This window comes from uncultured Sphingomonas sp. (assembly GCF_964244265.1).
Taxonomy (GTDB): Bacteria; Pseudomonadota; Alphaproteobacteria; order Sphingomonadales; family Sphingomonadaceae; genus Sphingomonas.
The window spans coordinates 38,344-64,383 of the sequence record NZ_CAXTHV010000019.1 but is presented as its reverse complement, the minus strand read 5'-3'; the positions used below and the strand labels follow the sequence as shown (position 1 = coordinate 64,383).

The 26,040-nt window shown below is 67.0% G+C and carries 30 protein-coding genes and 3 pseudogenes; 16 read left to right on the top strand and 17 right to left on the bottom strand.

The features are described from left to right. From ACFE7K_RS09680 to hflK, 3 genes are all read right to left on the bottom strand, one after another. On the bottom strand, positions 1-605 hold a 605-nt coding region (locus ACFE7K_RS09680; protein ID WP_375397981.1), incomplete at its 3' end, for a trypsin-like peptidase domain-containing protein. Between the two features lie 91 nt (positions 606-696). Then, entirely contained in the window at positions 697-1,575 is an 879-nt protein-coding gene (hflC, locus tag ACFE7K_RS09675; protein ID WP_375397980.1) for a protease modulator HflC, read from the bottom strand. Next, on the bottom strand, positions 1,575-2,675 hold the full coding sequence (gene hflK, locus ACFE7K_RS09670) for a protease modulator HflK (RefSeq protein ID WP_375397979.1): 1,101 nt from the start codon (positions 2,673-2,675) through the stop codon (positions 1,575-1,577). The genes hflC and hflK overlap by 1 nt, the downstream gene beginning before the upstream one ends. A gap of 70 nt (positions 2,676-2,745) precedes the next feature. On the opposite strand from hflK, the gene ACFE7K_RS09665 reads away from it, so the two are divergent. From ACFE7K_RS09665 to ACFE7K_RS09650, 4 genes are all read left to right on the top strand, one after another. Then, entirely contained in the window at positions 2,746-3,705 is a 960-nt protein-coding gene (locus ACFE7K_RS09665) for an Mrp/NBP35 family ATP-binding protein (protein ID WP_375397978.1), read from the top strand. 1 nt (position 3,706) lies between these two features. Continuing rightward, positions 3,707-4,147, top strand: a complete 441-nt coding sequence (locus ACFE7K_RS09660) for a CoA-binding protein (RefSeq protein WP_375397977.1) — start codon at positions 3,707-3,709, stop codon at positions 4,145-4,147. A gap of 82 nt (positions 4,148-4,229) precedes the next feature. Beyond that, complete coding sequence (locus ACFE7K_RS09655) at positions 4,230-4,526, top strand: hypothetical protein (RefSeq protein ID WP_375397976.1); 297 nt, start codon at positions 4,230-4,232, stop codon at positions 4,524-4,526. 24 nt (positions 4,527-4,550) lie between these two features. Further along, positions 4,551-4,985, top strand: coding sequence for a hypothetical protein (locus ACFE7K_RS09650; RefSeq protein WP_375397975.1), 435 nt, complete (start codon positions 4,551-4,553; stop codon positions 4,983-4,985). Between the two features lie 24 nt (positions 4,986-5,009). On the opposite strand, the gene ACFE7K_RS09645 is transcribed toward ACFE7K_RS09650, so the two are convergent. Then, the gene (locus ACFE7K_RS09645; RefSeq protein WP_375397974.1) at positions 5,010-6,305 is read right to left on the bottom strand and encodes a homoserine dehydrogenase; all 1,296 of its coding nucleotides are present in this window, start codon (positions 6,303-6,305) and stop codon (positions 5,010-5,012) included. Between the two features lie 97 nt (positions 6,306-6,402). Here ACFE7K_RS09645 and ACFE7K_RS09640 point away from each other — a divergent pair, with 97 nt between their 5' ends. Beyond that, positions 6,403-7,023, top strand: a complete 621-nt coding sequence (locus tag ACFE7K_RS09640; protein ID WP_375397973.1) for a hypothetical protein — start codon at positions 6,403-6,405, stop codon at positions 7,021-7,023. On the opposite strand, the gene ACFE7K_RS09635 is transcribed toward ACFE7K_RS09640, so the two are convergent. Next, positions 7,020-7,973 (bottom strand): isopenicillin N synthase family dioxygenase, encoded by a 954-nt coding sequence (locus tag ACFE7K_RS09635; protein ID WP_375397972.1) that lies wholly within the window; start codon positions 7,971-7,973, stop codon positions 7,020-7,022. The two genes, ACFE7K_RS09640 and ACFE7K_RS09635, sit on opposite strands and share 4 nt — an antisense overlap. Before the next feature lie 100 nt (positions 7,974-8,073). Continuing rightward, on the bottom strand, positions 8,074-8,445 hold the full coding sequence (locus ACFE7K_RS09630; RefSeq protein WP_375397971.1) for a DUF3597 domain-containing protein: 372 nt from the start codon (positions 8,443-8,445) through the stop codon (positions 8,074-8,076). A 105-nt stretch (positions 8,446-8,550) separates the two neighbouring features. Between ACFE7K_RS09630 and ACFE7K_RS09625 the strand changes: the two genes are divergently transcribed. The 4 genes from ACFE7K_RS09625 (at position 8,551) to ACFE7K_RS09610 (ending at position 10,960) form a co-directional block, all read left to right on the top strand. Beyond that, a complete protein-coding gene (locus tag ACFE7K_RS09625; protein ID WP_375397970.1) occupies positions 8,551-9,786 on the top strand; it encodes a multidrug effflux MFS transporter in 1,236 nt (411 codons plus the stop codon). 106 nt (positions 9,787-9,892) lie between these two features. Next, a complete protein-coding gene (locus ACFE7K_RS09620; RefSeq protein ID WP_375397969.1) occupies positions 9,893-10,237 on the top strand; it encodes a DNA primase in 345 nt (114 codons plus the stop codon). A gap of 90 nt (positions 10,238-10,327) precedes the next feature. Then, a complete protein-coding gene (locus tag ACFE7K_RS09615; RefSeq protein ID WP_375397968.1) occupies positions 10,328-10,534 on the top strand; it encodes a hypothetical protein in 207 nt (68 codons plus the stop codon). A 180-nt stretch (positions 10,535-10,714) separates the two neighbouring features. Next, positions 10,715-10,960 (top strand): hypothetical protein, encoded by a 246-nt coding sequence (locus tag ACFE7K_RS09610; RefSeq protein ID WP_375397967.1) that lies wholly within the window; start codon positions 10,715-10,717, stop codon positions 10,958-10,960. Positions 10,961-10,971: 11 nt separating this feature from the next. Here the strand turns inward: ACFE7K_RS09610 and ACFE7K_RS09605 are convergent, their stop codons facing one another. From ACFE7K_RS09605 to ACFE7K_RS09590, 4 genes are all read right to left on the bottom strand, one after another. Continuing rightward, positions 10,972-11,175: a hypothetical protein gene (locus tag ACFE7K_RS09605; protein WP_375397966.1), complete on the bottom strand. Its 204-nt coding sequence runs from the start codon at positions 11,173-11,175 to the stop codon at positions 10,972-10,974. Between the two features lie 59 nt (positions 11,176-11,234). Continuing rightward, positions 11,235-11,507, bottom strand: a complete 273-nt coding sequence (locus tag ACFE7K_RS09600) for a hypothetical protein (protein ID WP_375397965.1) — start codon at positions 11,505-11,507, stop codon at positions 11,235-11,237. 220 nt (positions 11,508-11,727) lie between these two features. Then, complete coding sequence (locus tag ACFE7K_RS09595) at positions 11,728-12,795, bottom strand: ribonucleotide-diphosphate reductase subunit beta (RefSeq protein ID WP_375397964.1); 1,068 nt, start codon at positions 12,793-12,795, stop codon at positions 11,728-11,730. 79 nt (positions 12,796-12,874) lie between these two features. Further along, on the bottom strand, positions 12,875-13,075 hold the full coding sequence (locus ACFE7K_RS09590; protein ID WP_375397963.1) for a hypothetical protein: 201 nt from the start codon (positions 13,073-13,075) through the stop codon (positions 12,875-12,877). Positions 13,076-13,131: 56 nt separating this feature from the next. Here ACFE7K_RS09590 and ACFE7K_RS09585 point away from each other — a divergent pair, with 56 nt between their 5' ends. Further along, positions 13,132-13,392: a DUF2171 domain-containing protein gene (locus ACFE7K_RS09585; RefSeq protein WP_375397983.1), complete on the top strand. Its 261-nt coding sequence runs from the start codon at positions 13,132-13,134 to the stop codon at positions 13,390-13,392. Between the two features lie 11 nt (positions 13,393-13,403). Here the strand turns inward: ACFE7K_RS09585 and ACFE7K_RS09580 are convergent, their stop codons facing one another. The 6 genes and pseudogenes from ACFE7K_RS09580 to ACFE7K_RS09555 all read right to left on the bottom strand — a co-directional run bounded on the left by ACFE7K_RS09580 (position 13,404) and on the right by ACFE7K_RS09555 (position 18,029). Continuing rightward, positions 13,404-13,565, bottom strand: a complete 162-nt coding sequence (locus ACFE7K_RS09580; RefSeq protein ID WP_375397962.1) for a hypothetical protein — start codon at positions 13,563-13,565, stop codon at positions 13,404-13,406. Positions 13,566-13,603: 38 nt separating this feature from the next. Beyond that, complete coding sequence (locus tag ACFE7K_RS09575; RefSeq protein ID WP_375397961.1) at positions 13,604-13,978, bottom strand: hypothetical protein; 375 nt, start codon at positions 13,976-13,978, stop codon at positions 13,604-13,606. A 42-nt stretch (positions 13,979-14,020) separates the two neighbouring features. Then, positions 14,021-15,931 carry a ribonucleoside-diphosphate reductase subunit alpha gene (locus ACFE7K_RS09570; protein ID WP_375397960.1) on the bottom strand — a complete coding sequence of 637 codons (1,911 nt, stop codon included), beginning with the start codon at positions 15,929-15,931 and terminating at the stop codon, positions 14,021-14,023. 440 nt (positions 15,932-16,371) lie between these two features. Then, entirely contained in the window at positions 16,372-16,758 is a 387-nt protein-coding gene (locus ACFE7K_RS09565) for a type II toxin-antitoxin system HicB family antitoxin (protein WP_375397959.1), read from the bottom strand. A gap of 41 nt (positions 16,759-16,799) precedes the next feature. Then, positions 16,800-16,922: pseudogene (locus tag ACFE7K_RS09560) on the bottom strand (type II toxin-antitoxin system HicA family toxin); the annotation flags it as partial. 36 nt (positions 16,923-16,958) lie between these two features. Further along, entirely contained in the window at positions 16,959-18,029 is a 1,071-nt protein-coding gene (locus tag ACFE7K_RS09555; RefSeq protein ID WP_375397958.1) for an alkene reductase, read from the bottom strand. A 90-nt stretch (positions 18,030-18,119) separates the two neighbouring features. Between ACFE7K_RS09555 and ACFE7K_RS09550 the strand changes: the two genes are divergently transcribed. The 3 genes and pseudogenes from ACFE7K_RS09550 to ACFE7K_RS09540 all read left to right on the top strand — a co-directional run. Continuing rightward, positions 18,120-19,043: a DMT family transporter gene (locus tag ACFE7K_RS09550; protein WP_375397957.1), complete on the top strand. Its 924-nt coding sequence runs from the start codon at positions 18,120-18,122 to the stop codon at positions 19,041-19,043. Positions 19,044-19,051: 8 nt separating this feature from the next. Next, entirely contained in the window at positions 19,052-19,708 is a 657-nt protein-coding gene (locus tag ACFE7K_RS09545) for a COQ9 family protein (protein WP_375397956.1), read from the top strand. A gap of 199 nt (positions 19,709-19,907) precedes the next feature. Next, positions 19,908-19,982 (top strand): annotated as a pseudogene (locus tag ACFE7K_RS09540) (GIY-YIG nuclease family protein); the annotation flags it as partial. A gap of 92 nt (positions 19,983-20,074) precedes the next feature. Here the strand turns inward: ACFE7K_RS09540 and ACFE7K_RS09535 are convergent. Continuing rightward, positions 20,075-22,669 carry a putative bifunctional diguanylate cyclase/phosphodiesterase gene (locus ACFE7K_RS09535; protein ID WP_375397955.1) on the bottom strand — a complete coding sequence of 865 codons (2,595 nt, stop codon included), beginning with the start codon at positions 22,667-22,669 and terminating at the stop codon, positions 20,075-20,077. Positions 22,670-22,839: 170 nt separating this feature from the next. Here ACFE7K_RS09535 and ACFE7K_RS09530 point away from each other — a divergent pair, with 170 nt between their 5' ends. The 3 genes and pseudogenes from ACFE7K_RS09530 (at position 22,840) to ACFE7K_RS09520 (ending at position 26,039) form a co-directional block, all read left to right on the top strand. Beyond that, a complete protein-coding gene (locus ACFE7K_RS09530) occupies positions 22,840-24,354 on the top strand; it encodes a fumarate hydratase (RefSeq protein WP_375397954.1) in 1,515 nt (504 codons plus the stop codon). A gap of 112 nt (positions 24,355-24,466) precedes the next feature. Next, a pseudogene (locus ACFE7K_RS09525) lies at positions 24,467-24,793 on the top strand (EamA/RhaT family transporter); the annotation flags it as partial. Between the two features lie 91 nt (positions 24,794-24,884). After that, positions 24,885-26,039: an MBL fold metallo-hydrolase gene (locus ACFE7K_RS09520; RefSeq protein WP_375397953.1), complete on the top strand. Its 1,155-nt coding sequence runs from the start codon at positions 24,885-24,887 to the stop codon at positions 26,037-26,039. Position 26,040: the final 1 nt, after the last annotated feature.

The following is a 26,040-nucleotide window of genomic DNA, read 5'->3' as shown; positions in this document are numbered from 1 at the left end:
GTGACGGTGCCGCCCAGCCCGAACGGATTGCCGATCGCGATCACCCAGTCGCCGACCCGCGCCTTCGACGAATCGCCGAACTTCACGAACGGCAGGTTCTTCGCCTCGATCTTCAGCACCGCCAGGTCGGATGCGGTGTCCTTGCCGACCACCCGCGCGACATATTCCTTGCGGTCGGTCAGCGTGACGGTGATCGATTCGACGGTCGCGCCGCGCGCGCCCGCCGAGATGACATGGGCATTGGTCACGACATAGCCGTCGGGCGAAACGATGAAGCCCGAGCCGAGCGACTGCCCCTCTCGCGTGACGGGCGAACCGCCCCCACTGCCATTATTGTCCCCGCCGAACAGTCCGCCAAAGGGCGTGCCCTCAAAGGGATTGGCCGAAACCTGTACTTTCTGCGTCGTGGAAATGTTGACCACTGCCGGCTGCAGCTTTGCGACCATGTCGGCAAAGCTGAGCGGCGCGCCGGGCTTGGGGGCGGCGGATGCGATCGATCCGGGCTCGTTCTGCGCGGTCTGTGCAGTCGCGGACGGCTGGACCACCATCGTCGCGGCGGCACCGCCAAGCAGCAGGGCAGTGGTGATGGCGTAGGCGTAGCGCACGGGCGGTCGTTCCTCTCGGATATCAGAGATTGTCATGTCGCCTTGGCTGTCGGCGGCTTAACAGGCATTGAATGTGAACGGCGGCTGACCCTCATCGGGCACGCCCTTCGAACTCCTTCAGATAGGCGTTGTCAGGGGTCAGGATCAGGTTGGTCTCGCCCGCCGGCGGTGTCTTGCTGCCGTCGGCGCCGAACGTACGGCGATAGGATTGCATGGCGCGATAGAAATCGTAGAAATCGGCATCCTTGTTGAAGGCCGCGGCATAGATCTGCGCGGCCTGGGCGTCGGCGTCGGCCCGGATGATCTGCGCCTCGCGCTGGCCCTGCGACCGGATCGTCAGCGCCTGTTGCGCCCGTGCGCTGCGCATCCGTTCCAGCGCGCTGTCGAGCGGCGAACCCTCGGGCAGATCGGCGTGCTTGATGCGCACGTCGATGATCTCGATGCCGTAATTGTTGGCGAGCCGCTGCAGGCCGATCTGGATATTGTCCATCAGCTGGCCGCGCTCGGGACTGAGCAATGCCGAATAATCGCGCTTGCCCAGCTCGCTGCGCAGGGCGGAACTGAACAGCGGCGCCAGCGCGTCGCGGACCCGCGTCTCGCTGCCCGAGGTCAGGCCGATCGCCTGGACCATGCGCAGGGGATCGACCACGCGAAAGCGCGCAAAGGCATCGACCTCCAGCCGGATCTGGTCGGTCGACAGCACCGGCTGGTTGTCGAGATCGATGTCGAGCACGCGCTTGTCGATCCAGATGATGTGATCCACGAACGGAATGCGCGCCAGCAGGCCGGCGTTCGACCGGCCGATCTGTTCGCCCGGCTTCCAGCGATTGACGGTGCCGACCGGCTGTTCGAAGCGGACGATCACCGCCTGCTTGGTCTCGGGCACGATCGCGAACGTACTGGCGGCGACGATGACGAGCAGCAACGCGACGATGCCGAGCGCAACGGGATGGCGGGTCCAGGCCGGCATTACCGTGCCCCCGCCTGCGGCGCGTCGGGCAGGGGCTTGGCGCTGCCCGGCGGGATCGGCAGATAGGGCGTGACGTTGCGCGGTTCGACGATGGTCTTGTTCGTCTTGGCCAGCACCGCTTCCATCGTTTCGTAATACATCCGCCGGCGCGTCACGTCGGGCGCGAGCTTGTACTGGGCATAGACGCGGTCGAACGCCGCCGCCTCGCCCTGGGCGATTGCGATCACCTGCTGCGCTTCGCCGCGCGCATTGTTGATCTTCGACTGGTAATCCTGCTGTGCCGCGGACACGTCCTTGAACGCCTCCATTGCCTGCGCGGGCGGCGAGGGGTTGTTGAGCGCCACGTTGACGATATGAATCCCCGCCTGGTAATCATCGAGCACCTTCTGCATCGCCTGCATCACCCGCGCCTCGATCACCGGCTTGCCCGAACCGATCGCGTCGTCGAGCGTCGTCGTCGCCAGCACCGCGCGGATCGCGCTTTCCGCCACCGCCTTCACGCTGTCGTCGGGATCGGCGAGCTCGAACGCATAGTCTTGCGGGTTCGAGATGTTCCAGCTGACCGAATAGCTCAGGTCCACCAGGTTGCGGTCGCCGGTCAGCACCAGATTGGCGCCGCCGCCGTCGGGGAACTTGATCGTGCGGATGCCCGTGACGTTGATCTTGCGCACCGAGGTGATCGGCTCCGGCAGCGTCAAGCTGATGCCCGGATCCAGCGTGCCCGAATAGCGGCCGAACACCGTCACCACGCCGCGCTCCTGCGGGCCGATCGCGTGGAAGCTGGTGAACAGCAGCCAGGCGGCCACGATCACGGCGACACCGATCCCCCACAGGATGCGAGCATTGCCGCCGCCGGGCAGGCGTCCGCCGCCGAAACCGGCATTGCCCCCGGCGATCCGCGCGCGGCGGACGAATTCGTCGAGCGCGCTGGGCTTGGCCGCGCGGCCGCGTCGGCCCGGCGGCGTTTGCGACCAGGGATTGCGCGGACCGGCGCCGCCGCCGTCATTGTCGTCCGGACCGCCGCCGCCGCCCCACGGGCTCTTGGGACCATCGGTCATGAACAGGGGGAGTCGGCGCAACCAGGCCATCGGGGTCGTCATGATGCTCTTTATAAGGCGGCGCGGCGGGAAAAACAGTGGTAAGCGGCACGGACGACCCTATCTGGCGCGGATGATGGAAGAGACGGCGCTGGCCAGACGGATCGCGGCGGTAGCGCAAGCGCGCGCGACGACGCGGCTGGACGGGACGCGCGCCAACGTGATCCTCGACGTGACGGGGCTGGACGCCGCGGCGCGGGATGCCTTGGAGGCGGCGGTGCGCGCCGCCGCGGCCGGGCCGGGGATCACGGAGATCCGCGTCGCGATGACCAGCGAGCGCACCGCGCGTCGGCTGATCGCGGTGGCGAGCGGCAAGGGCGGGGTGGGCAAATCGACCGTCGCCGCCAATCTGGCGATCGCGCTGCTGAGGCGGGGGCGCCGCGTCGGGCTGGTCGACGCGGATATTTACGGCCCGTCGCAGCCGACGCTGATGGGTGTCGAGGGGACCCGGCCCGAAGCGCGCGACAAGACGATGATTCCGGTCGCCGCCCCCTTTGGCGTGCCGATCCTGTCAATGGGTCAGCTGGTCGCGCCGGGTCAGGCGATTGCGTGGCGCGGACCGATGGCGGCAGGCGCGCTGGGCCAGCTGATCGAGGGTGACTGGGGTGGCGTCGATACGCTGATCGTCGATCTGCCGCCCGGCACCGGCGACGTCCAGCTGACGATGATCCAGAAATATCGCCCGGCTGGTGCGGTGATCGTGTCGACTCCACAGGATCTGGCGCTGATCGACGCCCGACGGGCGATCGACCTGTTCGTCAAGGCTGGGGTGCCGGTGATCGGCCTGGTCGAGAACATGGCCGGCTATGCCTGTCCGCATTGCGGCGAGACGTCCGACCCGTTCGGCAGCGGCGGCGCCGAGGCGGCGGCGGCGGCGCTCGACCTGCCGTTCCTCGGGCGCATCCCGCTCGCGCAGGCGATCCGCGCCGCGTCCGATGCGGGCCGGCCGCCGGCGGCGGGGAACGGGCCGGAAGGCGCGGCGTTCATCGCTGTGGCCGACAAGGTCGCCGACTGGCTGGCGCGAGGAGACTGACATGCCGCTGACTCGCGACGACGACATATTTGCGCTGCTGAACCGGTCGCGCACCGTGGCGATGGTCGGAGCATCCGACCGGCCCGACCGGCCGTCCTACCGGGTGATGAAGGTCATGCAGGACCACGGCTATCGCGTGATCCCGGTCAACCCGCAGATCACCGGCGAGCATGTCCATGGCGAATACGTCTTTCGCGACCTGGCGCAGATCGGCGAGCCGATCGACATCGTCGACATATTTCGCCGTCCGCAGATGGCCGGCGAGGCGGTCGATGCAGCGATCGCGGCGGGCGCCAAGGCAGTGTGGATGCAGCTCGGCGTGATCAACGAGGCTGCCGCCGCCCGGGCCGAGGCGGCGGGATTGCTGGTGGTGATGGATCGATGCCCGGCGATCGAGCTGCGCCGCCTGTCCGTAACCCCGATCATGCCGGCACAAAATTAACCGCAATCATCCACGGCATGGATCGATTCGGACACCAGCCTGTTCAACCATCAGCTCTGCGATTGGAACAGGAGACGTTCCGATGCTCGTTGCGGTTGTCATGTTGCTCAGCTGGCAGGACTACAGCCTGCCCCCGGCGATAAGGTCCGAGCAGGGCGATTGCGCCGGCGACCGCGTCCGCCGATGCGCCCAGGCGCGTTACCGGCTCGATTCGACCGTCGATCGCGCACCCGACGCGAAGGACCGGGCGATGGCCGAGAATGGCAGGAAGTGCAACGTCGTCGGCGATAAATTCTGCCTCAGCGGCCGGCGCACGATCTGGCGGTCGGGCGAGAACCCGGTCGAAACGTTGCGCACGAGTTTCGGCCTCGACCGGTAGCGCTCAATCGCGTAAATCTCGATCATGTCACCGCTGATCATGATCGCGCTGCAAGCGGCGCCGGTTACGGCGCCCGCCTCGTCCGATGCGCAACGCTGGTCCATCCTGGTGCCCGTCGCCGACGCGCCGTGCCGCCAGCGGGCCGAAAACGGCACCGACATCGTGGTTTGCGCAAAGTCGCTGCCGTCGCAGCGGCTGCCTTATCCTGACGAGGTGCCGGCCAAGGGCCCCGTCGCCTCCAATCCCTTCCGCACCGGCACCAATGCTCTTGCCGTGGAATCGACTCCATGCGCGGTGCGATCGGAAGGCTGCATCGTCGGTTTCGGGCCGCCGATCATCCCGATGATCAAGGGCGCGGTCGACCTGGCGAAACGGGCATTCGCCAGGAAACCCGACAAAACCGGTCGCGTGCCGATCGATATCGACACGCCGGCGCCGACCGGCACCGTGCTGCCCTGACGCCCGACCACCTACGGGCGCCGGCTAGACCAGCATATGCATCCACAATGGCTCGTCGACCAGGCTGGGCGAACCGCGCAGTTTCTCCAGCGCATGCGCTACTGACCGTTCGGGGCCCTCGTGCGTGACCATCACGACCAGCACGCCGTTATCGGCGTGCGCGCCGCGCTGCATCAACGTTTCGATCGATACGCCGGCGTCGCGCATCGCGGCCGCGATCTCGGCCAGCACGCCGACCTTGTCGGCGACGGCGAAGCGCAGATAGGCGCGACCGCGTCGGTCGCCGCTGTCGGCAATCGCCCCGGCGACCAGGGTGGCGGCGGGCATGGCATAGGCCGGGCCGAACTCGCCGCGCGCAATGTCGATCAGGTCGGCGACCACCGCGCTGGCGGTCGGGCCGTCGCCCGCGCCCGCGCCCTGAAACAGCAGGCGGCCGACGAAATTTCCCTCCGCCACCACCGCATTGGTCGCGCCGGCGACGTGCGCCAGCGGATGACTGAGCGGGACGAGATGGGGGTGGACGCGCTGGAACAGCCCGCCATGTCCCGCCTCGGCGATGCCGAGCAGGCGGATGCGATAGCCCAGTGCCGCGGCCTCGACGATGTCGGCGGCGAGGACATGGCGGATGCCGCTGATGGCGACGCCGGCAAAGGCGGGTTGCGTGCCGAACGCCAGGCTGGCCAGGATCGACAGCTTGTGCGCGGCGTCGATGCCGTCGATGTCGAACCCCGGATCGGCTTCGGCAAAGCCCAATGCCTGCGCCTCGGCCAGCACGTCGGCAAAGTCGCGGCCATCGCTTTCCATCCTGGTCAGGATGAAGTTGCAGGTGCCGTTGAGGATGCCATAGACGCGAGAGATCTCGTTGGCGGCGGCGCCGTCGCGCAGGCCCTTGATCACCGGCACGCCGCCGGCGACCGCGGCCTCGAACTTCAGCGCGGCATTGGCGCCCTCGGCCAGGGTGGCAAGCTCCAGCCCATGATGCGCAATCATTGCCTTGTTGGCGGTGACCAGCCCCTTGCCCGCGGTCAGCGCGGCGCGCGCCAGCGTCAGCGCCGGACCGTCCGAGCCGCCGATCAACTCGACGACGACATCCGCCTGCGGATGGCGGGCGAGCACGTTCATGTCGTCGACCCAGTCGAACCGCGCGATATCGACGCCGCGGTCCCTGGCGCGGTCGCGCGCGGATACCGCGACGATCTCGACCGGCCGGCCGGCCCGCCGCGCGACCAGTGCGCCATTGGCGTCGAGCAGCCTGACGACGCCGGCGCCGACGGTGCCGAGCCCGGCCAGCGCGACGCGGAGAGGGGAGGAAGCGGTCATCGCCGATAAACGTAGAGGAACTGCGCCGATCGCCGCAAGCACGGCGGGCGGCGGCGTTAGAAATGGTTTAATCGTCGGTTGCTATCGACGGCCGGTAATGGCTCAGCTTCTCTACAGCCGGCGCGCCCGGGCCGCGCCGATATTCTTCGGTATCACGGTGGTTGCCGGCATCGTCGCGGCGTCGACGGGGCGGGGCGCCGGCACCGCCTTTATCTTCGGGCTGACGGTCGCCGCGGTCGCCGCCTGGCTGGTCTACCAATATGCCCCCGCCAAGGTGATCGGCGAGCTGGACGGCGCGACGATCCGGGTAATGGGCCGCGAGGCGCGGGTGAGCGATCTCGAAAGCGTCCACCTGATGACGGCGACGGTCAATTTCGTGCCGACATCGCGATCGCTGATCTTTTCGTTCAAGGCGCGGCCGACCGACGGCGCCTGGGCGCGGTCGCTCGGGCAGTTGCGGGTGGCCCTGCCGGTCCGCCGCATCGAGGGCGGGCGCGCCGCCGCGGAAAGCTTTGGCGCGATGGTGATCGGCGCACGCGACCGGCTGGCGGGACAGCAACCCCCGCTGGTGGAAAAGACCGGAGTCGACCCGTTGCCCGCCGAACGCGACGACAGCTTCGACCCCGACGCGATCATGGCCCGCTATCTGGCGACGCGGCAGGTCCAGTCGCCGCCGGCCACGCCATCGCGCCCCACCTTCGGCCGCAAGGGCGCCTAGCTTTTCACCAGGCCGATCTCGACCAGTCGCTCGTGCAAATAATCATGCGCGGTGATCGGCACCGGATAGCGGTTGGGATTGCCCGCCGAGATGCAGCCGGGCAGCGTCTTGATCAGGAAGTCGGGATTGGGATGCAGGAAGAACGGCATCGAATAGCGTGAAAAGCCGCGCCGTTCGGGCGGCGGGTTGATGACGCGGTGCGTGGTCGACGGCAGGACATGGTTGGTCAGCCGCTGCAGCATGTCGCCGACATTGACCACCAGCGCGCCTTCCGGGGGGCGGATCGCCAGCCAGCGCCCGTCACGGTCGAGCAATTCCAGCCCCGCCTCCTCGGCGCCGAGCAGCAGCGTGATCAGGTTGATGTCTTCATGCGCGCCGGCACGCACGCCTTCGGCATCCTCGGGGATCGGCGGGTAATGGAGCAGGCGCAGGATCGAGTTGCCGTGATCGACCATTGTCTCGAAATAATCGGGCGACAGCTTCAGGTGGCGCGCGATCGCCGACAACAGCCGACCGCCGGTGCGATCGAACGCATCGTACAGGTCGGTCAGCGCTTCCCGGAAATCGGCGGGGCGGGCCGGCCAGACGTTGGGCATCATCGTCGCGGCGGCCGGATGCCCGGCGGGCAGGGCGCGGCCGACGTGCCAGAATTCCTTCAGGTCGACATGGCTGGCGTTCTTGGCGATCTCGGTCTTGAACGGCGTATAGCCGCGCTGGCCCCCCGCTGCCGGATCGAAATAACCCTGCTTCTCGTCGACCGGCAGGACGAAGAACGCCTCGGTCATCGACCAGGCGCGCCGGATCAGGGCGGGGGGGATGCCGTGATCGGCGATGACCGCGAACCCGAAGCGTTCGAACGATCCGCCGAACGCCGCGGCAAAGGCGGCGGGATCGGCTGCCTCGCCGGCGAGGCTGAGCGTCGGCACCTGGAGAGCGGGAGTATCGAGCATGAGCGTGTCCGGTTTGGCCGAACGCCCGAGATAGGCGAACGCGGCGGTGCCCGCCAGTCGGGCGCCTGCCGCATCCGCTCCCGCCGGCGGCCTGTTGCGATCAGCTGCCGTACATCAACCGGTGCATGGTCTTTTCATGCAGCCAGATGTTCATCGTCGCGCTGTCGTTGGTGTCGCCGGTATAGCCAAGTTCGCCGGCCAGCTTCTTGCGCGCGTCGAGGCTCGAATCCTGGCCCAGCGTCTTCATCAAGTCGACAATCGAGGTCTTGTAGTTGAGCGTGTCGCCGCTCGCCTTGGCACGATCCGCCAGCACGGCGTAGATCGCGTCTTCCGACATCACCGTCGGCGCGGCGGCCGGCGCCGCGGGCGTCGGGGCAGGGGCCGGGGAAGCCGCGGCGGCAGGCGCGGGCGCCGGGGCGGTGGGCTTGGCCGATCCGAAGATCGCGTCCTTGATCGCTCCAAATACGCTCATCGATTGTCTCCTCATTGGCGAACTCACGCTACTGCGCCCAAACCTCCGGCGTGACAAACGGGAATTGCGGGTGACTATCGTGTTGCGGTGCGTCATGGAGCAAGGATGCAAGCACCCGCTGCCAGTATCGATCGTAGCACCGATACGTCGCCTTTGCCGTTCCTCGAATTCCTGACGCTGATCGCCGCCCTCATGGCCCTGGCGGCGCTGGGGATCGATTCGATGCTGCCGGCGCTGGGCGACATCGCCACCCACCTGGGCGTAGCGCGGGTCGGTGACCGGCCGCTGGTGATCACCACGTTCGTCGTCGGGCTGGGCGTCGGCCAGCTGATTCACGGGCCGCTGACCGATCGTTTCGGACGGCGGCCGGTAATGATCGCCGGGCTGGGCGGCTTTGTCGCGGCGATGCTGTTGTGCGCGGTCGCCGACAGCTTCGCGCTGCTGCTGGCGGCGCGCTTTGCCGGCGGGCTGGCCTGCGCGGCGGCGCGGGTGGTGACCGTCGCCCTGGTACGCGACTGCTTTTCGGGCCGGGCGATGGCCAGGGTCAACAGCCTGGCGTTCATGACGTTCATGATCGTGCCGATCCTGGCGCCGACGCTGGGCCAGGTCGTGATGCTGGTCGGATCGTGGCGGACGATCTTCGTGGTGGTCGCCGGGATCGCCCTGGCGGTGCTGATCTGGTTTGCGCGGCGGATGCCGGAAACCCATGTGGCGGATAGTCGTCAGCCTTTGTCGTTTTCCCGCATCGGAGCGGGCTGGCGCGTGGTGCTGGGCGATCGGCTGTCGATCGGCTATGCGCTGGCGGCGACGGCGATGCAGGGGGCGATCTTCGGATATCTCTCGTCGATCCAGCCGATCATGGAACTGGTGTTCAAGCGGCCCGAATGGCTGGCCGGGGTGTTCGCGATCTCCGCCGGGCTGATGGCGGTCGCCAATCTGGCCAATGCGCGGATCGTCATGCTGCTGGGGATGCGGCGTATCGCGCATGGCGCCTTGATCGCGATGCTGGCGGTCTCGATCATCGCCGCGGCGGTCTCGCGGGCGGGCGCCGAGACGTTGCCGGTCTTCGTTGCCTTGCAGGGCATATCGATGGCCAGTTTCAGCCTGGCGGGATCGAACATGTCGACGCTGGCCATGGAGAATATGGGCCGGATCGCCGGCACTGCGTCCAGCGTCCAGGGGTTCCTGGCCATAACGCTGGGGGCTGTCTTCGGCACCCTGATCGGGCGCGCGTTCGACGGCACGACGATGCCGCTGCACGTGGGCTTCGCCCTGACCGCGATGGTCGCCCTGGCGATCACCGCCTGGGTGGAGCGCGGGCGATTGTTCCGTACGGCGTAACCGCGCACGGCTCACCGCGTCGCGCGGGAACCGGCAACCCTGCTCCACCGTTCGCGATATCCGGTCGCCATGGCGGCGGCATTGAAGAAGATCGTGGAGAAAGATGATGGGCGGCAATCAGGTTCCCGGCCTGGGTACGGGCGACGACGGGTATGACGAGGAGGGCTATGACGAGAGCCAGCGCGCCGAGATATTGGAGACGATGCGCAGCGGCCCCGGCGACGGCACGATCCTGACCGATCTCAATCCCGATGTCGGCGAAATCTCGGATGATGACGACGCCGACGAGGACGAGCTGGACATGGAGGATGACGAGATCGGCGAGCTGGACGACGAAGCCGACCTGGACGAGGCCGACATTGACGAGGACGAGGCCCAGGACGATTTCGACGCGGGCACGGTCGACGATGACGATTTGGACGATGCCGAGGACGAGGCGCTCAAGCCCTGAGGTAACGCAGCCGGGCAGCTACACCGCGGCATTGACCCCGCTTGGTGGCGGTAGCAGCATGCCGCCGCCACCCGAGGGGAGACCCGCGCCATGACCGCCGCCACCCGCGACGCGAGGATCGACGCCTATATCGCCGCCGCCCGGCCGTTCGCGCAACCGATCCTCGACCATTTGCGCCTGCGTCTTCACGCTGCCTGCCCGGAGGTCGAGGAGACGATCCGCTGGGGCAGGTCATCCTTTCCTATCGCGGCCGGCCGCTCGCCAATCTGTCGGCGTTCAAGGCGCATGCCGCGCTGAGCTTCTGGAATGGCGACGCCGCGGCGGCCGGGCAAGAGCAGGAGTCGCGCAGACCATCGAGCAGCTGCGCGCCGGCAAACGGCACAATTGGCAATATCAAGGCTGCTGAACGGTTGTCGTGGAACACGACGCACCAGCGATCGTTCGTCCGTTTCGAATCGATTGATCGAGGTAAGGATCTTGCGTCATACTGTCATCGCTGTCGCGTTGCTGACGATCGGTCTGCCGGTTGCCGGTTGCAGCGAGCGCCGGGCTCCTACGGCACAGCCGGTCGACCTGAATGCCGCCGCCGATCGCGCCCGCGACACGATCGATTCCTATGCCGCGCGCAACCGGCGACCGGCGCCGACGCGGAAAGCGGCCCCCGATCGTGCCCCCGGTCGTGCCATGGCGATGGCGGCGGCGGACCCCGTCACCATCCGATGATCCCGGTCGTCTCAGCCGCCCATCGAATTGGCCAGCACGGCCAGGTCGCCATTGTCGACCGCTATCCCAGTGGCATCGGCTGCGGCGTCGGCGGCGTTGGCCGCACCCGCGCGGACCGGTGCGTTGTCGGCGACGTCATAGGCGAACCACAGGATGCCGCCGGCCCAGAACAGCGCCGACCAGCGGCTGCGAAAGATCCTGGGCGAAGGCAGCATGGTGCGATGCTATGCCGGCGGAGTTAACCCGGCTTTCGCGTTTTGGGTTAACGCGGACGTCAGCGCGCGCGCAGCCAATGTTCGCGCTTGACCACGCCGGCAATGACCGACTTGCCGAACGCGCGGCGCATTATTGCGGCATCGTCGCCGTTCATCATCACCACCCGCGTGCCGCCACCGGGAAGTATCTCAATGCCCGAGATCCGCGTCCTGTGCTTCGTGCACAGCGTCTCGACGTCGGCGCGGGCCAGCGTGACGTTGATCGCGCGCGACGGACCCGGCGTGCTCCACGAATCATGGCCGTTGGTCGCGGGAATGTTGGTGGGCATCATGTAGCGAGCGCTCCTTGAGGGGCCGGCCGGCGGCGCGGTTGTGGGGGACAAGGTTGCAAAGGTGGGGGTATCGCCTGTCCATGTGCGGAGGATCGCGCCGTCATACTCGGGCGCGACCTTGCCGGCGGTTCTTCAGCGTTGTTCCCGCCGGCCTGGAGCCGCTTCCGGCCCTTCAGCGGGATCACCAGCCGGGGCGTTTTCGAACCATTCTCGAATGCACTCACTCCGCGGCAATTCCAGCCCGCGCGAACATATCGTCCCCCGCCGCCTCGGCCCCCGCATCCTCGTTCGCCGCGGGTCGTCCCGCCTTTGCCTTCTGGCGCTTGTCGAACGATTCCCACACATCGTTCCATTGGCCCTTGGTGGCGGCTTTCGAGTATTCCGTGGCGCGGGTTTCAAAGAAATTGGCGTGTTCGACGCCGTTGAGCAGCGGGGCGAGCCACGGAAGCGGGTGTTCGTCCATCATATAGATCGGCCGCAGGCCCAATTGGCTCAGCCGCCAGTCGGCGATGTAGCGGATGTATTTCTTGATCTCCCTGGACGCCATGCCGTTGACCGGACCCTGTTCGAAAGCGAGGTCGATGAACGCGTCCTCCAGCCTGACCGTCGTCTGGCATACGTCGAGGATGTCGTCCTTGACCGGCTTGGTCAGGCAGTCGCGCTCCTTCACGAAGGTGTGGAACAGCCGCGTGATGCCTTCGCAATGCAGGCTCTCGTCGCGTACCGACCAGCTGACGATCTGGCCCATGCCCTTCATCTTGTTGAAACGCGGGAAGTTCATCAGCATCGCGAAGCTGGCGAACAGCTGGAGCCCTTCGGTAAAGCCGCCGAACATCGCCAGCGTGCGCGCAATGTCCTGGTCGTTGTCGACGCCGAATTGCTGAAGATAGTCGTGCTTGTCCTTCATCTCGGCATATTCGAGGAACATGCCGTATTCGCTCTCGGGCATGCCGATCGTGTCGAGCAGGTGGCTGTAGGCGGCGATGTGGACCGTCTCCATGTTGCTGAACGCGGTCAGCATCATCTTGATCTCGGTCGGCTTGAACACGCGGCCGTATTTGTCGTGATAGCAATCCTGCACCTCGACATCGGCCTGGGTGAAGAAGCGGAAGATCTGGGTCAGCAGGTTGCGCTCGTGATCCGACAGCTTCTGCGCCCAGTCGCGGCAATCCTCGCCCAGCGGCACCTCCTCGGGCAGCCAGTGGAGCTGCTGCTGGCGTTTCCAGAACTCGAACGCCCAGGGGTATTCAAACGGCTTGTACTGCTTGCGGGCCTCGAGAAGGGACATGGGAATTACTCCGGGAAAGTAATGAGGGTCGAGACGAGAGTCGTGCCGGTCAACTCCACGTCATGGATAAGGTCGTCGATCATTCCTCAACGCTCCACTGCCACATTGCGACCGCGGACATGGCGAGCACGATACCGCCCGACAACGCCATGATCCCGACCATACGATAGACATAGATACGCGCGGGCGGCTGCGGGCGGGCGAGCAATAGGAGCAGGCCGGCGCCGAGCAGCACGAACAGCGCGGCGACCGCGAACATGACGACGATCTGCCAGCTCATGCCACCAACGCCGGGCTCGTGCGTTGCGCATCCGAACCAATGAGAGGAGAATGACGATGGTCGATCCCACCCAGATCCAGGAACATGCCGAGGTGATCGGCGCGGACGGCGTCCATGTCGGCACCGTCGACAAGGTCGAAGGCGGCCGCATCAAGCTGACCAAGAAGGATTCGGCGGCCGAGGTCGTCGAGGGCACGGGAAGCCATGAGGGACACCATCACTTCATCTCGCTGGGGCTGGTGGCCGATGTCGAAGGCGACACCGTGCGCCTTTCCGCCAACGCCGACGTGGCCGTGACGTTCGAAGAGGAGGCATAGCGGACCGCGCATCATCGCCCCTCAGCGCCGCGCAGGCGCGGCGGCGGCGGTGCCGGGCGGTAGAACTCCATGACCGTCTCGATCCGTACGAGACGGTCATTATGGTCCTGCATCCTTGCGTCGTGCGCGGCGATGGCCTGTTTCATCCGCTCAATGTCGCTGTCCATCAGCATCAACCGTCGAACCGCCGCGAACGTATCGCCAATCATGCTCATTCGGCTGCCACTTCGCCGCGGTTGCCGCCGAACAGCGTGCGCATCCGGTCCCAATCGATCGTCGGATCGGCCCGCACTTCACGGCGGATCGTCTCCCGATATTCCGGCGACGCCAGGTATGCCCACCGTTCTTCGCGGACTTTCTCCTGCGCGCAAAAGTCGGCAAAGGTAGCATCGAGACGATCAGCCATGGCCGTCAATTCCGGTGCCAGCAGCGCCAGTTCCTCGGCCGCGCGCACGTCTTCGGCATCGAGCAAACCGACCAGCTTGCGGATGTACTCGCTGGCGCTGACGCCCAGTTTCGCGGACTCCGTCGCGATGCGCGCCTTTTCCTCCGGAGTCACCAGCAGCACCATTCGCGCGGTCTTCATCACGTACCTTCCTATCAACAAGCACATGTATATGTGCATGCATCACTGGCAGGCAAGACACTCGTCATAATCGGTCGTGGCAAACTCGTATTTCGGCTTTTCGATCGTGTTGTCGGCCTCTACCCCGCCGGCGAAGCCCGCGCGCTGGACCGACTTCGAGCGGAGGTAATAGAGCGACTTGATGCCCAGTTCCCACGCGCGGAAGTGGAGCATCAGCAGGTCCCATTTTTCGACATCGGCGGGAATGAACAGGTTCAGGCTGGTCGACTGGTCGATGAACGGCGTGCGGTCGGCCTGGAGCTCGATCAGCCAGCGCTGGTCGATTTCGAAGCTGGTCTTGTACGCGTCCTTTTCTTCCTGGGTCAGGAAGTCGAGATGCTGGACCGACCCGGCCTTTTCGAGGATCGTATTCCACACCGCGTCGGTATTCTTCGCCTTGTCGATGAATATCTTCTCCAGATAGGGGTTCCTGACCGAGAAGCTGCCCGACAATGTCTTGTGGGTATAGATGTTGGCCGGGATCGGCTCGATGCATGCGCTGGTCCCGCCGCAGATGATGCTGATCGACGCGGTGGGCGCGATCGCCATCTTGCAACTGAAGCGTTCCATCACGCCGCGATCATGCGCATCGGGGCAGGGGCCGCGCTCGATCGCCAGCTGCATCGACGCCTCGTCGACCTGGCCGCGAATGTGCTTGAACATCTTGATGTTCCACGATTTCGCCAGGGCGCCCTCGAACGCCAGCCCGCGCGCCTGGAGAAAGGAGTGAAAGCCCATGACGCCCAGGCCGACCGAACGCTCGCGCATCGCCGAATAAGCGGCGCGCTCCATGCCGGGTTCGGCGCGGTCGATGAAATCCTGGAGCACATTGTCGAGGAAGCGCATCACGTCCTCGATAAAGCCCCTGGCGCCCTGCCACTGGTCCCACGTTTCCAGGTTGAGCGACGACAGGCAGCAGACCGCGGTGCGATCGTTGCCGAGATGGTCCTTGCCCGTGGGCAGCGTGATCTCGCTGCACAGATTGGACGTCGAGACCTTCAGCCCGAGGTCGCGGTGATGCTTTGGCATCGTCGAATTCACGTGGTCGGCAAAGATGATGTACGGCTCGCCCGTCGCCAGCCGGGTCTCGACCAGCTTCTGGAACAGCGCGCGGGCATCGACCCTGCCGCGCTCCGACCCGTCCTTGGGGCTGCGCAATATCCACGCGCCGCCGTCGCGCACCGCCGCCATGAACGCGTCGGGGATCAGCACGCCGTGGTGGAGGTTGAGCGCCTTGCGGTTGAAGTCGCCCGAGGGTTTTCGGATTTCGAGGAACTCCTCGATCTCCGGATGGCTGATGTCGAGATAACAGGCCGCCGATCCGCGCCGCAGCGAACCCTGGCTGATCGCCAGCGTCAGCGAATCCATCACCCGCACGAACGGGATGATGCCGCTGGTCTTGCCATTGAGGCCGACCGGCTCGCCAATGCCGCGGACATTGCCCCAATAGGTGCCGATCCCCCCGCCGCGCGAGGCCAGCCAGACATTCTCGTTCCAGGTGTCGACGATGCCGGTCAGGCTGTCGGGCACCGAATTGAGGAAGCAGCTGATTGGAAGGCCGCGCCCGGTGCCGCCGTTCGACAGCACCGGCGTTGCCGGCATGAACCACAGCCGGCTGATATAATCATAGAGCCGCTGGGCATGCGCGGCGTCGTCGGCATAGGCCGACGCGACGCGGACGAACAGGTCCTGGAACGTCTCGCCGGGCAGCAGGTAACGGTCCTTCAGCGTGTCCTTGCCGAATTCGGTGAGCAGCGCGTCGCGCGAATGATCGACCTCAACCGGATAGGGCCGGGCGATCGACCGGCTGTCGGCGCGTGGCTGGTTGGCCGCCGCCGCCGTCCTGACCGGCCTGGTCGCTTCGATACTGTCGGTCGCCATCATCACGCTGTCCTCGATATCCCTGAAATCCATCGCCAACCTCAATTTTGCCCGTCGGCGACGGCGTCGCCCGACCGAATCGGAGCGAACCCCGATCCTACCATCGACGCGGGGGTGAAAGCGACGAACAAAACAGGTCCACCGCCTCCTGCCAGACGCGGATCGTGCTTGCCCCAATATGGGGTCACGGCACCGTTATCACTAATAGTAGGGCTCGCCCCCGAACCGAACCCCTACAGATTGTGCCGATCCGCCCGCGCACGCAAGATGGTAAATGACGGTTCGGCGACTCGGTTCGTCGCTAATTTGATTCGGTTCATGGCATGCGGAAGGCGCCCACGAACCGCGACGCATGGACTCCAGCCGCATTTGCGAAAGGCAAGTGAACGAATGCGGAACCGCAATTTTTTGACGTTATAGATTGCCGACCTGACGATTAAGGAACGACGTTGGGGTATCCAAGCGTACCGATCTCATCCCCTGCGCGCCAGCGCGGTACGCGCGGCGTCGGCCAGAAAGCGCGACCGGTTTGAGGCAACCCGGTCGATCCGGGCAAGCAGGCCCTCGTCGATCGAGACCTGGACGCACACGGCCCGACCGGGCCGTTCACCGCGGACGAGGAGGCGGGCGGCCTCGTCGACCTCGGCGTCGCGTCCGAACGCATCGAGATCGGATGGGGCAGGGATCGTGTCGCCATGCTCGATCGAGACGGCTAGATGCCCGTTCAACGCCTCCTCCGCGCCCAACGCCTCTTGCTGGAGGGTAGCGCCCGCCGACGTGCAGCCCGGCAGGTCCGGAAAGAAGACGCTGAACATGGTGCCGGCGCGCTCGATGATCGCGGGATAGTGGACGGTAACCATGATCATTCCTTCGTGTGTTCATTCCAGCCGCGCGGCACGCCTTACCGGAGCTTCACCCCGCTCTGCCGCTCGATGCTCTTGATGGTGCCGATCGCCATCTCGCTTTTCGGGTGCGGAACAGTCACCTTGCAGGACAGCGTCGGGTGGCGAAACCATTTGTGGCTGCCGGCATGACGAAGAGGAAGGCCATACGCCTCACGCTACCCGGCTTCGACCAGCGTCGGATAGTCGGTATAGCCCTCCGGTCCCGGCGTGTACCAGGTCTGCCGGTCGTCGGGGTTGAGCGGCGCACCCCGGCGGAAACGTTCGACGAGGTCGGGATTGGCGAGGAACTTGCGGCCCCAGGCGATGCCGTCGGCAAAGCCGGCGGCGAGCTGTGCCGTGCCCTGCGCGAAATCGTAATCCTGGTTGAGGATCAGCGGGCGCTTGAACACCTCGCGGATTTGCGGGCCCAGCTTGGGCACGTCGGTCGTCCCGAAGGTGCCGTCGGGTGACAGTTCGCGCAGCTCCAGGAACGCGATGCCGAGTTCGTCCAGCGCCCTGGCGGCGGGAAGGAACACGGACGCGGGATCGCTATCGTCCGCGCCTTGCGTCTCGCCATTGGGCGACAGGCGGATCGCGGTGCGGCCGGCGCCGATTTCGGCGATCACCGCGGCGACCGCCTCGCGCATGAAGCGGATGCGGTTTTCCGGGCTGCCGCCATAATCGTCCTCGCGGTGATTGATGCCGTCGCGCAGGAACTGGTCGATCAGATAGCCATTGGCGCCGTGCAGTTGGACGCCGTCGAACCCGGCGGCGATCGCATTGCGCGCGGCCGATGCATAATCGTCATAGGCCTGATCGATATCATCGAGCGTCGCGGCGCGCGGCGTGTCATAGGGATTGGCCGGCTCGTGATAGGGCGCGCGGATCGCCGATGACGACAGCGACTGGCGGCCGGTCACCTGGGGCCGCGCGAGCCGGCCCATGTGCCAGATCTGCGCGACGATCCTGCCACCCGCTTCATGCACCGCGGCGGTCACCGGCTTCCACGCTTCGACCTGTTCGTCCGTCCACAGCCCCGGCGCGTTGGGCCAGCCCAGTCCGAGCCGGCTGACCCCGGTGCCCTCGGTGATGATCAGCCCGGCGCCGGCGCGCTGGCGGTAATAGTCGGTCATGATCGCGGTCGGGACATGCGCGTCGGTTGCCCGGCCGCGGGTCAGCGGCGCCATCAGGATGCGGTTGGCGGCATGGATATCGCCCAGCTGGATGGGATCGAACAAGCTGGTCATCGTCGCGCGGGTCCCGTTGTTACCTGACGCACGCCAGATAGGACGCTATGGCGTGCCATGCACCCGCGCCCGATGCCAAGTTCTGCTTCGATGCGACGAAGCCCGCCTGTCCACCCGCTGGCGTTCGCCGCCTTGCTGGCGAGCAACGTCGCGCTGGCGTTCGGGCCGTGGTTCGTGCGGCTGGCCGATGTCGGGCCAGTGGCGTCGGCGTTCTGGCGGATCGCGCTGGCGGCGCCGGTGCTGGCCGCGCTGGCGCTGGCCAGCGGTTGGCGGCCGCGCGGCATCGGGCGGGGGACGGGGCCCATGACGGGGCTGGGCCTGGGCATCGCCGTCTTCTTCGCCGGCATCTGTTTTGCCGCCGACCTGGGCAGCTGGCACCTAGGCATCCTGCGCACGACATTGGCCAATGCCACCTTGTTCGGCAATTCGGCGACGATCATCTACCCGGTCTACGGCTTTCTCATCGCGCGCGCCTGGCCGTCGCAGATGCAGGCGGTGGCGCTGTTGCTGGCGGGGGCGGGCGGGGCGCTGCTGATGGGCCGATCGTACCAGCTCGATTCGCGCCACCTGGCGGGCGACCTGCTGTGCCTGGCCGCCGGCATTCTCTATACCGGCTATTTCGTGCTGATGGCGCGGGCACGGGAAATCCTGCCGCCGCTGCCGGCGCTGGCGCTGTCGACGCTGGCCAGCCTGTTGCCGCTGCTGGTGTTCGCGGTGGTGCTCGGCGAGCAGCTATGGCCGGATCGTTGGTGGCCGCTGGTCGCGCTGGCGCTGGCGAGCCAGGTGGTGGGGCAGGGGCTGATGATCTTCGCGCTCGGGCAATTGCCGCCCGTGGTGGTCGGCATCGCGCTGCTGATCCAGCCGGTGGTGGCGGCGACCATCGGGTGGATCGCCTATGCCGAGCGCCCGGGGGTCGCCGACCTGGCCGGTGCCCTGCTGGTGGCGGCGGCGCTGGTCCTGGTGCGGCAGGCACGGCGCGATGCGCTTGCTCCCGACACCCCGGCGGATGCATAGACGCGGCCATGACCCTTTCCGACGATCCCACGCTGGACGAGATACGCGACGCGCTGGCGCCGTTGGTGGCCGCCAATGCGGCGTTCGACGGCTGGACGGCGACGGCACGCGATCTGGCGGCGGGAAGCGCGGGGGTCGACCCCGACGTCGCCGCGCTCGCGCTGTCCGATGCGGCGGCGATGATCGATGCATGGTTCGCCGCGATCGATCGCGATATGCTGGAGGCGGTGCCGGCCGATCGCCTGGCGACGATGAAGGTCCGCGAGAAGATCACCACGCTGGTCGAGGCGCGGCTGACGCTGCTGGCGCCGGATCGCGAGGCATTGCGGCGCGCGCTGGCGATCCTGGCGCTGCCGCCTAATCTGGCGCGGGCCGCGCGGCTCGGCTGGCGCGCCGCCGATGCGATGTGGCGCGCGGCGGGGGACAATGCGACCGACTATAACCATTATACCAAGCGCGCGACTCTGGGCGCGATCTATGCCGCGACGATCGCCGTCTTCCTCGACGACGCCAGTGAAGGACAAGCCGACACCCGCGCGTTCCTGGCGCGCCGGATCGACGGGCTGATGCGGTTCGAAAAGGCGAAGGCGCAGTTCCTGGCGCGGGTGGAGCACCGGCCCAGCCTGACGCGGTTCATCGGCCGGCTGCGATATCCGGCGGTTTAGCACGGACGCCAATATAGTTGTCACCCCTCATGTCGTCACCCGGGCTCGGCTTGGGGTTTTGCTACCCTGACCAATCAAAGAAGCGGGGCCTCGGCTCAGGGCCGGGGTGACGGTAGTTAGCGGTAGAAGGCGATCGCCGACCCGTATGATCGTCACCCCGGGCTTGACCCGGGGTCCCGCTCTTTTCATGCGTTGGAGGATGGAGCGCGAGCGGCAGGGCGGCTGGGTCTATATCATGGCCGATCGCTATCGCGGTACGATGTATGTGGGGGTGGACAGGAAAGCGGGCCTCGGAGCGAGTCCGGGGTGACGATGACGGGGTCGGTATCTGCCGGCCATCGATAATGGACACGGCAACCGGCCGCGCTACCCCGTCCGGATCGACTTCCCCGGGACGGGCGCGTTCAACCGCTCCAGGTTGAAGTTCTCGCTGAACTCCACGCCGGCCTTGCCGTCCTTGGCCCAGCGGATCGTCGCCGGGAACATCTGACCCTCCAGCAGTTCGATCAGCACGTCGATGCCGGCGGGGTCGCGGGGGAATTCGATGCCGTCGATCAGCGCGCCGGTCGCGGAGATATTGCGGATGCGCACATCGCCCTGCGCGCCGGCCACGTCGATCGCCGCCGACCGCAGCATGGTCGATCGCTGACTGCGGCTGACCTTGTAGCCTTGCGCGGTGGCGTGGCCGCCGGCCGCGTGCAGCTGGCGGATGACCTCGTCCGATCTTGCCGCCTTGCCGTAGACATAGCCCTGGATGTGGCTGCAGCCGAGCGCGCGGATCAGCTCGACCTCGTCCTGGTGCTCGACGCCCTCCGCGGTGGTTTCCATGTACAGCGTGTCGGCCAGTGTCACGATCGCCTTGATGATCGCGGCGTTGCGGCTGCCCGGAACGGCGGCGCCGCGTACGAAGCTCTGGTCGATCTTGATCTTGTCGAACGGCGCCTTCTTGAGGTAGCCGAGGCTGGAATAGCCGGTGCCGAAATCGTCGAGCGCCAGGCGTATGCCGATCCCCTTGAGCGACTTGAACATCTGTTCGGACCGCGCGTCCTCGTTGAGGAACACGCCCTCGGTGATCTCGAGCTCGAGCCGGGTCGCGGCGAGCCCAGAACCGGCCAGCGCCGACGTCACGATCGACGGCAGCGCGGGGTTGGCGAACTGGATCGGCGACACGTTGACCGCGACGCGGACATTCTGGGGCCAGGTCACCGCCTCGTCGCAGGCGGTGCGCAGCACCCATTCGCCAATCGATTCGATCAGCCCGCATTCCTCGGCGATGGGGATGAACTCGGTCGGCGAGATCGCGCCGCGCGTCGGATGGTCCCAGCGCAGCAGCGCCTCGTACCCGACGATCCGCGCGCCCTGGGTCGATACCACCGGCTGGTAGGCGACGTACATCTGGTCGCCGGTTAGCGCCTGGCGCAAATCGTCCTCCAGCGCCTTGCGCGTCCTCGCACCGGCCAGCAGTTCCTCGCGGAAGAAGCGGTGGATGCCGCGCCCGTCGCCCTTGGCGGCATAGAGCGCAAGGTCGGCGTTGCGGATCAGCGTCTCGGCATGCTCGCCGTCATGGGGCGCGATGGCGATGCCGATCGAACAGCCGATGATGATCGACGAGCCATCGATGAAATAAGGTTGCGACAGCGAACCGATGATCCGGCGCGCCAGGTCGCCGAGCCGCGCCCGATCGCCCTCGCCGGGCAGCACTATCTGGAACTCGTCGCCGCCGAGCCGCCCGACCAGCCCAGCCTCGCCGACCGCGCGCAGCAACCTTTGCGCGACCTGCCGGAGGAGCGCGTCGCCGGTCTGGTGCCCCAGCGTGTCGTTGACCGTCTTGAACCGGTCCAGGTCGATCAGCATCAGCGACGTGACGCGATGCCCGCCCTGGTGCGGCGCCAGTGTCTTGTCGAGCGAGGCGCGCATCTGCTGGCGATTGGCAAGCCCGGTGAGGCCGTCGAACAGCGCGAGCCGCGTGATCTCGGCCTCCGACCGGCGTTTCTGCGACAGGTCGGAGCCGGAGCCGACAAAGCCCTGGAACCGCCCGACCTCGTCAAGCATCGGGCGGCCCGAGATCGACCACCAGCGCTCGCCGTCGTCCTCGGCGATCGGGCGAACCGCATAATCGGAGAAGCTGGTGCGCGACGACAGGTGAAAGCCCAGCGTGCGCTCGGTATCCGGCGTGCCCGCATCCATTCGAAAGATGTCGGTCAGCCTGGCCGCGTTCGGATCCGCGCCGATGCGGACCAGTTCGCGCCCGACCTTGTCCGACAGATAGGTGATCCGCCCCTGGCGATCGGTCTGCCAGAACCAGCCGTCGCCATGCTCCTCGACCTCGCGGACCAGCTGGGCGGCGAGCCGGCCCTCGCCGCTGGTGGCGGAGCGGCGCGCATTCTCGGCGATGTCGTGCCGCGCGAGCCGGATCGTGGCGATCGCCAGGCTGGCCAAGGCGAGCAGGGCGATCGCGGCGGGCGCCGACGGACCGGTTGCGACCGATACCATCACGACGATCGCGGCGGCATGGGCCAGCATCGCGGCGCGCGCGGGGTGGAGCGCGATGGCGGCGATGATGATCGCGCCCAGCACGGCGATGAAACAGGACAATTGTGGCTGGCCGTCGGGCAGCGGAGCGATCAGCGGGAGCAGGCCGAGCTGTCCGATGCCCAGCATGCCTGCGCCGACGGCCAGCGTCCGCATCTGGACGTGGGTGGTCCATTGCCGCGCAAAGCGGAGCTTGAGGGGAGCCAGCGCGATGAGCGATGCGATGATGATCAGGGCGGCACGAAGCGCGATCGGCGGCAGCATGGCCGCGTTTCCGCTGCCCGCGGCAATCACGGCCATGACCGCCGGCGCGATCAACTGGGCAAACATCACCACCGGCCACGCCGACCCGACCTCCGCCAGCCGCGCGAGCCGCGCTTCCGATCCCTCGGGCGTGCTGTCCGAATCGAGCGACAGCGCGTGGGCCACGGCGCGTTGCCGTTCGACAAGGAAATGGCGCGGTCGAAATGCCATGCGCAGCGATTAGCCGACACAGGTTAGGAAGTGCTTCACGCCCTCCGATCCCATCGATCTTTCGTCGGGGTGCCGCTTCCACGATCGTGGATCAGACATTAGGGCGTTCCGCCAAGGAGCCGACCATGACCGTTATCCGTGCCGCCGACCTGATCGAGAGCGTCGCCGACGCGTTGCAGTTCATCAGCTATTACCACCCGATGGATTATATCCGCGCGCTGGGCACGGCATATGCGGCTGAGCAGTCGCCCGCGGCCAAGGATGCGATCGCGCAGATCCTGACCAATTCGCGAATGTGCGCCGAGGGACACCGGCCGATCTGCCAGGATACCGGCATCGTCAACGTCTTCGTCAAATGGGGCATGGATTGCCGGCTCGACGATACCCGCCGGCCGTTGCAGCATGTCGTCGATGAAGGCGTGCGCCGCGCCTATCTGCACCCGGAGAACAAGCTGCGCGCGTCGGTGCTCGCCGACCCGGCGTTCACCCGGCGCAACACGAAGGACAACACGCCGTGCGTGCTGCACGTCGAGATGGTGCCGGGCGCCAGCGTCTCGATCGACGTCGCCGCCAAGGGCGGCGGATCGGAGAACAAGTCCAAGTTCAAGATGATGAACCCCAGCGACTCGATCGTCGACTGGGTGCTGGAGATGCTGCCCCAGATGGGCGCCGGCTGGTGCCCGCCGGGGATGCTCGGCATCGGTATCGGCGGGACGGCGGAGCATTGCGTGCTGCTTGCCAAGCAGGCGCTGATGGAACCGATCGACATGGCGCCGCTCAAGGCGCGGGGGCCGAGGAACGATATCGAGGCGCTGCGCATCGAGATCTACGACAAGGTCAATGCGCTCGGCATCGGCGCGCAGGGGCTGGGCGGGCTGTCGACCATCCTCGACGTCAAGATCATGGACGCGCCGTGCCACGCCGCGGGCAAGCCGGTGGCGATGATCCCGAACTGCGCCGCGACCCGCCACGCGCATTTCACGCTCGACGGGTCGGGCCCGGCCTATCTGGAAACGCCCAAGCTCGACGAATGGCCCAAGGTCGACTGGACGCCTGACGCAGCGGCGATCCGCGTCGATCTCGATACGCTGACGCCCGAGATCGTGCAGTCGTGGCGGCAGGGCGACCGGCTGCTGCTCAACGGCAAGATGCTGACCGGTCGCGACGCCGCGCACAAGCGGATCGCCGACATGCTGGCGAGGGGGGAGGAGCTGCCCGTCTCGTTCAGGGGCCGGGTGATCTATTATGTCGGCCCGGTCGATCCCGTCGGCCAGGAGGTGGTCGGCCCCGCCGGTCCCACGACCGCGACGCGGATGGACAAGTTCACGCGGATGATGCTGGGCCGGGGATTGCTGGCGATGGTCGGCAAGGCCGAGCGCGGCCCCGACGCGACCACCGCGATCGCCGAGGCCAGATCGGCCTATCTGATGGCGGTCGGCGGCGCCGCCTATCTGGTGGCGCGGGCGATCAAGGGCAGCAGGGTCGTCGGGTTCGAGGATTTGGGCATGGAGGCGATCTACGAATTCGAGGTCAGCGACTTTCCGGTGACGGTCGCGGTCGATGCGAGCGGCGCCAATGTGCACCAGCTGGCGCCGCTGGTCTGGCGCGAGAAGATCGCGCGGGAGAAGTTGCTGGCTTGAGCTCTCACTGACAGGCGTGGTGCATTCGAAAGCAGCCTGAAGTCGGGCGGCCTGATGATGCGAGGGTCCTGAATTTTCTGTCCGACGTCTTGGCCGCGCGGCTTACGACACGATGACCGTTATCTGGCTGCCCGCCGCGCTGATCGGGGGTGCGATGCAGGCGTGGCGGACGGCGGTGCAGCGGCGGGTGTCGAGGACGCTGTCGATCAACGCCGCGGGGCTGATTCGCTATCTTTACGGTCTGCCGGTCGCGCTGGCGATGCTGGCGCCGTTTCCCGGGCTGGGAGGCTGGTTCCTGCCCTGGTGTGCGGCGGGTGGGCTGGCGCAGATCGTCGCCACCAACCTGTTGCTGATGGCGTTTGGCGAGAGCAATTTCGTCGTCGGCACCGCCTATTCCAAGACGGAGGCGGTGCAGAGCGCGTTGCTGTCGGTGGTGCTGGGGGTCGCGCTGGCATTGGTAAGGGACGCTGTAGGGCGATTCGCCCTGGGGCAGAGGTTGCCAAGCTCGCTGCGTGCGCCGATGGGGCAGGATGCGTTTCGCTGGCGCCCTTGGCAGGACCCTGCTGTTCGTCGTCATCGGGCTCTGCCTGGCAGGCGCGATCGCGCCCGACTTTCTCGACGCAATCTATTATCGCGGGCCGGTCAGCGACCATTTCGACGGTGCCCGGTTCTTCAACCCCGATGGCGGTGACGACGATCTGTCGCCGCCCGGCGGGCGCGGCGCGATCGTGCGCTATGTCCTGGGGGGCGACCGGCGGCCCGCTTGGCCGCAGCGCGTTGCCGTCACCCCGGTACGACCCCCGGCGCGGGTGATGGGCGACGCGATGGCGGTGACGTGGATCGGCCACGCCACCGTGCTGATCCAGACCCAGGGGCTCAACATCCTGACCGATCCGGTGTGGAGCGACCGCGCCGGACCGTTCGGCATCGGGCCCGGGCGGATAGCCGAACCCGGCGCGCGGTTCGACGACTTGCCGCCGATCGATATCGTGCTCGTCAGCCACGATCATTACGATCACATGGACCTGACGACCCTCAGGAAGCTGTGGGATCGCGACCGGCCGGCGATCGTCACCAGCCTGGGCAATGACAGCGTCATCGGCCAGGCTGGCGTGCCTGCCACCGCGCTCGACTGGGGCGGGCGCGTGACGGTGAAGGGTGCCGACGTGATCGTCACGCGCAACCATCATTGGGGCAGCCGCTGGATCGCCGACCGCAACCGCGCGCTGTGGTCCAGCTTCGTGGTGCGGCTGCGCGGCGGCAATTTGTTCTTCGCGGGCGATACGGGGGTGGGCGATCTCCGCTGGGCCGATGAGGCCGCGCGGCTGGGTCCGGTACGGCTGGCGCTGATTCCGATCGGCGCGTTCCGCTTCACCGCCGGACAGATGGTGTCGGGCAGCCATATCGGCCCGGTCGACGCGGTCGAGGTGCAGCGCCGGCTGGGCGCGGCGCGCGCGATCGGCATCCACTGGGCGACGTTCCGGCTGTCCTACGAGGCCTGGGATACGCCGCCGCGGTTGCTCGCCGCCGCCGAGCGGTGCTCGGGCCAGCGCGGCTTCGCGGCCGTGCCGATCGGGCGGACGGTGTCGGTCCCCGCTTATGCGCCGCCGCCGCGGGTGGCCCCCGTGGCGCGCGCCGCCCTGTTGCGCTGCCTTGACACCCCGGCGGTTCGTGCCTTGCGATAGA

What these genes read in the sequence shown, in the direction of transcription:
- hflC (WP_375397980.1), bottom strand. Translation starts at nt 1,575, where the DNA reads ATGCCGGCCTGGACCCGCCATCCCGTTGCGCTCGGCATCGTCGCGTTG.
- hflK (WP_375397979.1), bottom strand. Translation starts at nt 2,675, where the DNA reads ATGACGACCCCGATGGCCTGGTTGCGCCGACTCCCCCTGTTCATGACC.
- ACFE7K_RS09665 (WP_375397978.1), top strand. Translation starts at nt 2,746, where the DNA reads ATGATGGAAGAGACGGCGCTGGCCAGACGGATCGCGGCGGTAGCGCAA.
- ACFE7K_RS09660 (WP_375397977.1), top strand. Translation starts at nt 3,707, where the DNA reads ATGCCGCTGACTCGCGACGACGACATATTTGCGCTGCTGAACCGGTCG.
- ACFE7K_RS09655 (WP_375397976.1), top strand. Translation starts at nt 4,230, where the DNA reads ATGCTCGTTGCGGTTGTCATGTTGCTCAGCTGGCAGGACTACAGCCTG.
- ACFE7K_RS09650 (WP_375397975.1), top strand. Translation starts at nt 4,551, where the DNA reads ATGTCACCGCTGATCATGATCGCGCTGCAAGCGGCGCCGGTTACGGCG.
- ACFE7K_RS09645 (WP_375397974.1), bottom strand. Translation starts at nt 6,305, where the DNA reads ATGACCGCTTCCTCCCCTCTCCGCGTCGCGCTGGCCGGGCTCGGCACC.
- ACFE7K_RS09640 (WP_375397973.1), top strand. Translation starts at nt 6,403, where the DNA reads ATGGCTCAGCTTCTCTACAGCCGGCGCGCCCGGGCCGCGCCGATATTC.
- ACFE7K_RS09635 (WP_375397972.1), bottom strand. Translation starts at nt 7,973, where the DNA reads ATGCTCGATACTCCCGCTCTCCAGGTGCCGACGCTCAGCCTCGCCGGC.
- ACFE7K_RS09630 (WP_375397971.1), bottom strand. Translation starts at nt 8,445, where the DNA reads ATGAGCGTATTTGGAGCGATCAAGGACGCGATCTTCGGATCGGCCAAG.
- ACFE7K_RS09625 (WP_375397970.1), top strand. Translation starts at nt 8,551, where the DNA reads ATGCAAGCACCCGCTGCCAGTATCGATCGTAGCACCGATACGTCGCCT.
- ACFE7K_RS09620 (WP_375397969.1), top strand. Translation starts at nt 9,893, where the DNA reads ATGGGCGGCAATCAGGTTCCCGGCCTGGGTACGGGCGACGACGGGTAT.
- ACFE7K_RS09615 (WP_375397968.1), top strand. Translation starts at nt 10,328, where the DNA reads ATGACCGCCGCCACCCGCGACGCGAGGATCGACGCCTATATCGCCGCC.
- ACFE7K_RS09605 (WP_375397966.1), bottom strand. Translation starts at nt 11,175, where the DNA reads ATGCTGCCTTCGCCCAGGATCTTTCGCAGCCGCTGGTCGGCGCTGTTC.
- ACFE7K_RS09600 (WP_375397965.1), bottom strand. Translation starts at nt 11,507, where the DNA reads ATGATGCCCACCAACATTCCCGCGACCAACGGCCATGATTCGTGGAGC.
- ACFE7K_RS09595 (WP_375397964.1), bottom strand. Translation starts at nt 12,795, where the DNA reads ATGTCCCTTCTCGAGGCCCGCAAGCAGTACAAGCCGTTTGAATACCCC.
- ACFE7K_RS09590 (WP_375397963.1), bottom strand. Translation starts at nt 13,075, where the DNA reads ATGAGCTGGCAGATCGTCGTCATGTTCGCGGTCGCCGCGCTGTTCGTG.
- ACFE7K_RS09585 (WP_375397983.1), top strand. Translation starts at nt 13,132, where the DNA reads ATGGTCGATCCCACCCAGATCCAGGAACATGCCGAGGTGATCGGCGCG.
- ACFE7K_RS09580 (WP_375397962.1), bottom strand. Translation starts at nt 13,565, where the DNA reads ATGCTGATGGACAGCGACATTGAGCGGATGAAACAGGCCATCGCCGCG.
- ACFE7K_RS09575 (WP_375397961.1), bottom strand. Translation starts at nt 13,978, where the DNA reads ATGAAGACCGCGCGAATGGTGCTGCTGGTGACTCCGGAGGAAAAGGCG.
- ACFE7K_RS09570 (WP_375397960.1), bottom strand. Translation starts at nt 15,931, where the DNA reads ATGGATTTCAGGGATATCGAGGACAGCGTGATGATGGCGACCGACAGT.
- ACFE7K_RS09565 (WP_375397959.1), bottom strand. Translation starts at nt 16,758, where the DNA reads ATGGTTACCGTCCACTATCCCGCGATCATCGAGCGCGCCGGCACCATG.
- ACFE7K_RS09555 (WP_375397958.1), bottom strand. Translation starts at nt 18,029, where the DNA reads ATGACCAGCTTGTTCGATCCCATCCAGCTGGGCGATATCCATGCCGCC.
- ACFE7K_RS09550 (WP_375397957.1), top strand. Translation starts at nt 18,120, where the DNA reads ATGCGACGAAGCCCGCCTGTCCACCCGCTGGCGTTCGCCGCCTTGCTG.
- ACFE7K_RS09545 (WP_375397956.1), top strand. Translation starts at nt 19,052, where the DNA reads ATGACCCTTTCCGACGATCCCACGCTGGACGAGATACGCGACGCGCTG.
- ACFE7K_RS09530 (WP_375397954.1), top strand. Translation starts at nt 22,840, where the DNA reads ATGACCGTTATCCGTGCCGCCGACCTGATCGAGAGCGTCGCCGACGCG.
- ACFE7K_RS09520 (WP_375397953.1), top strand. Translation starts at nt 24,885, where the DNA reads ATGCGTTTCGCTGGCGCCCTTGGCAGGACCCTGCTGTTCGTCGTCATC.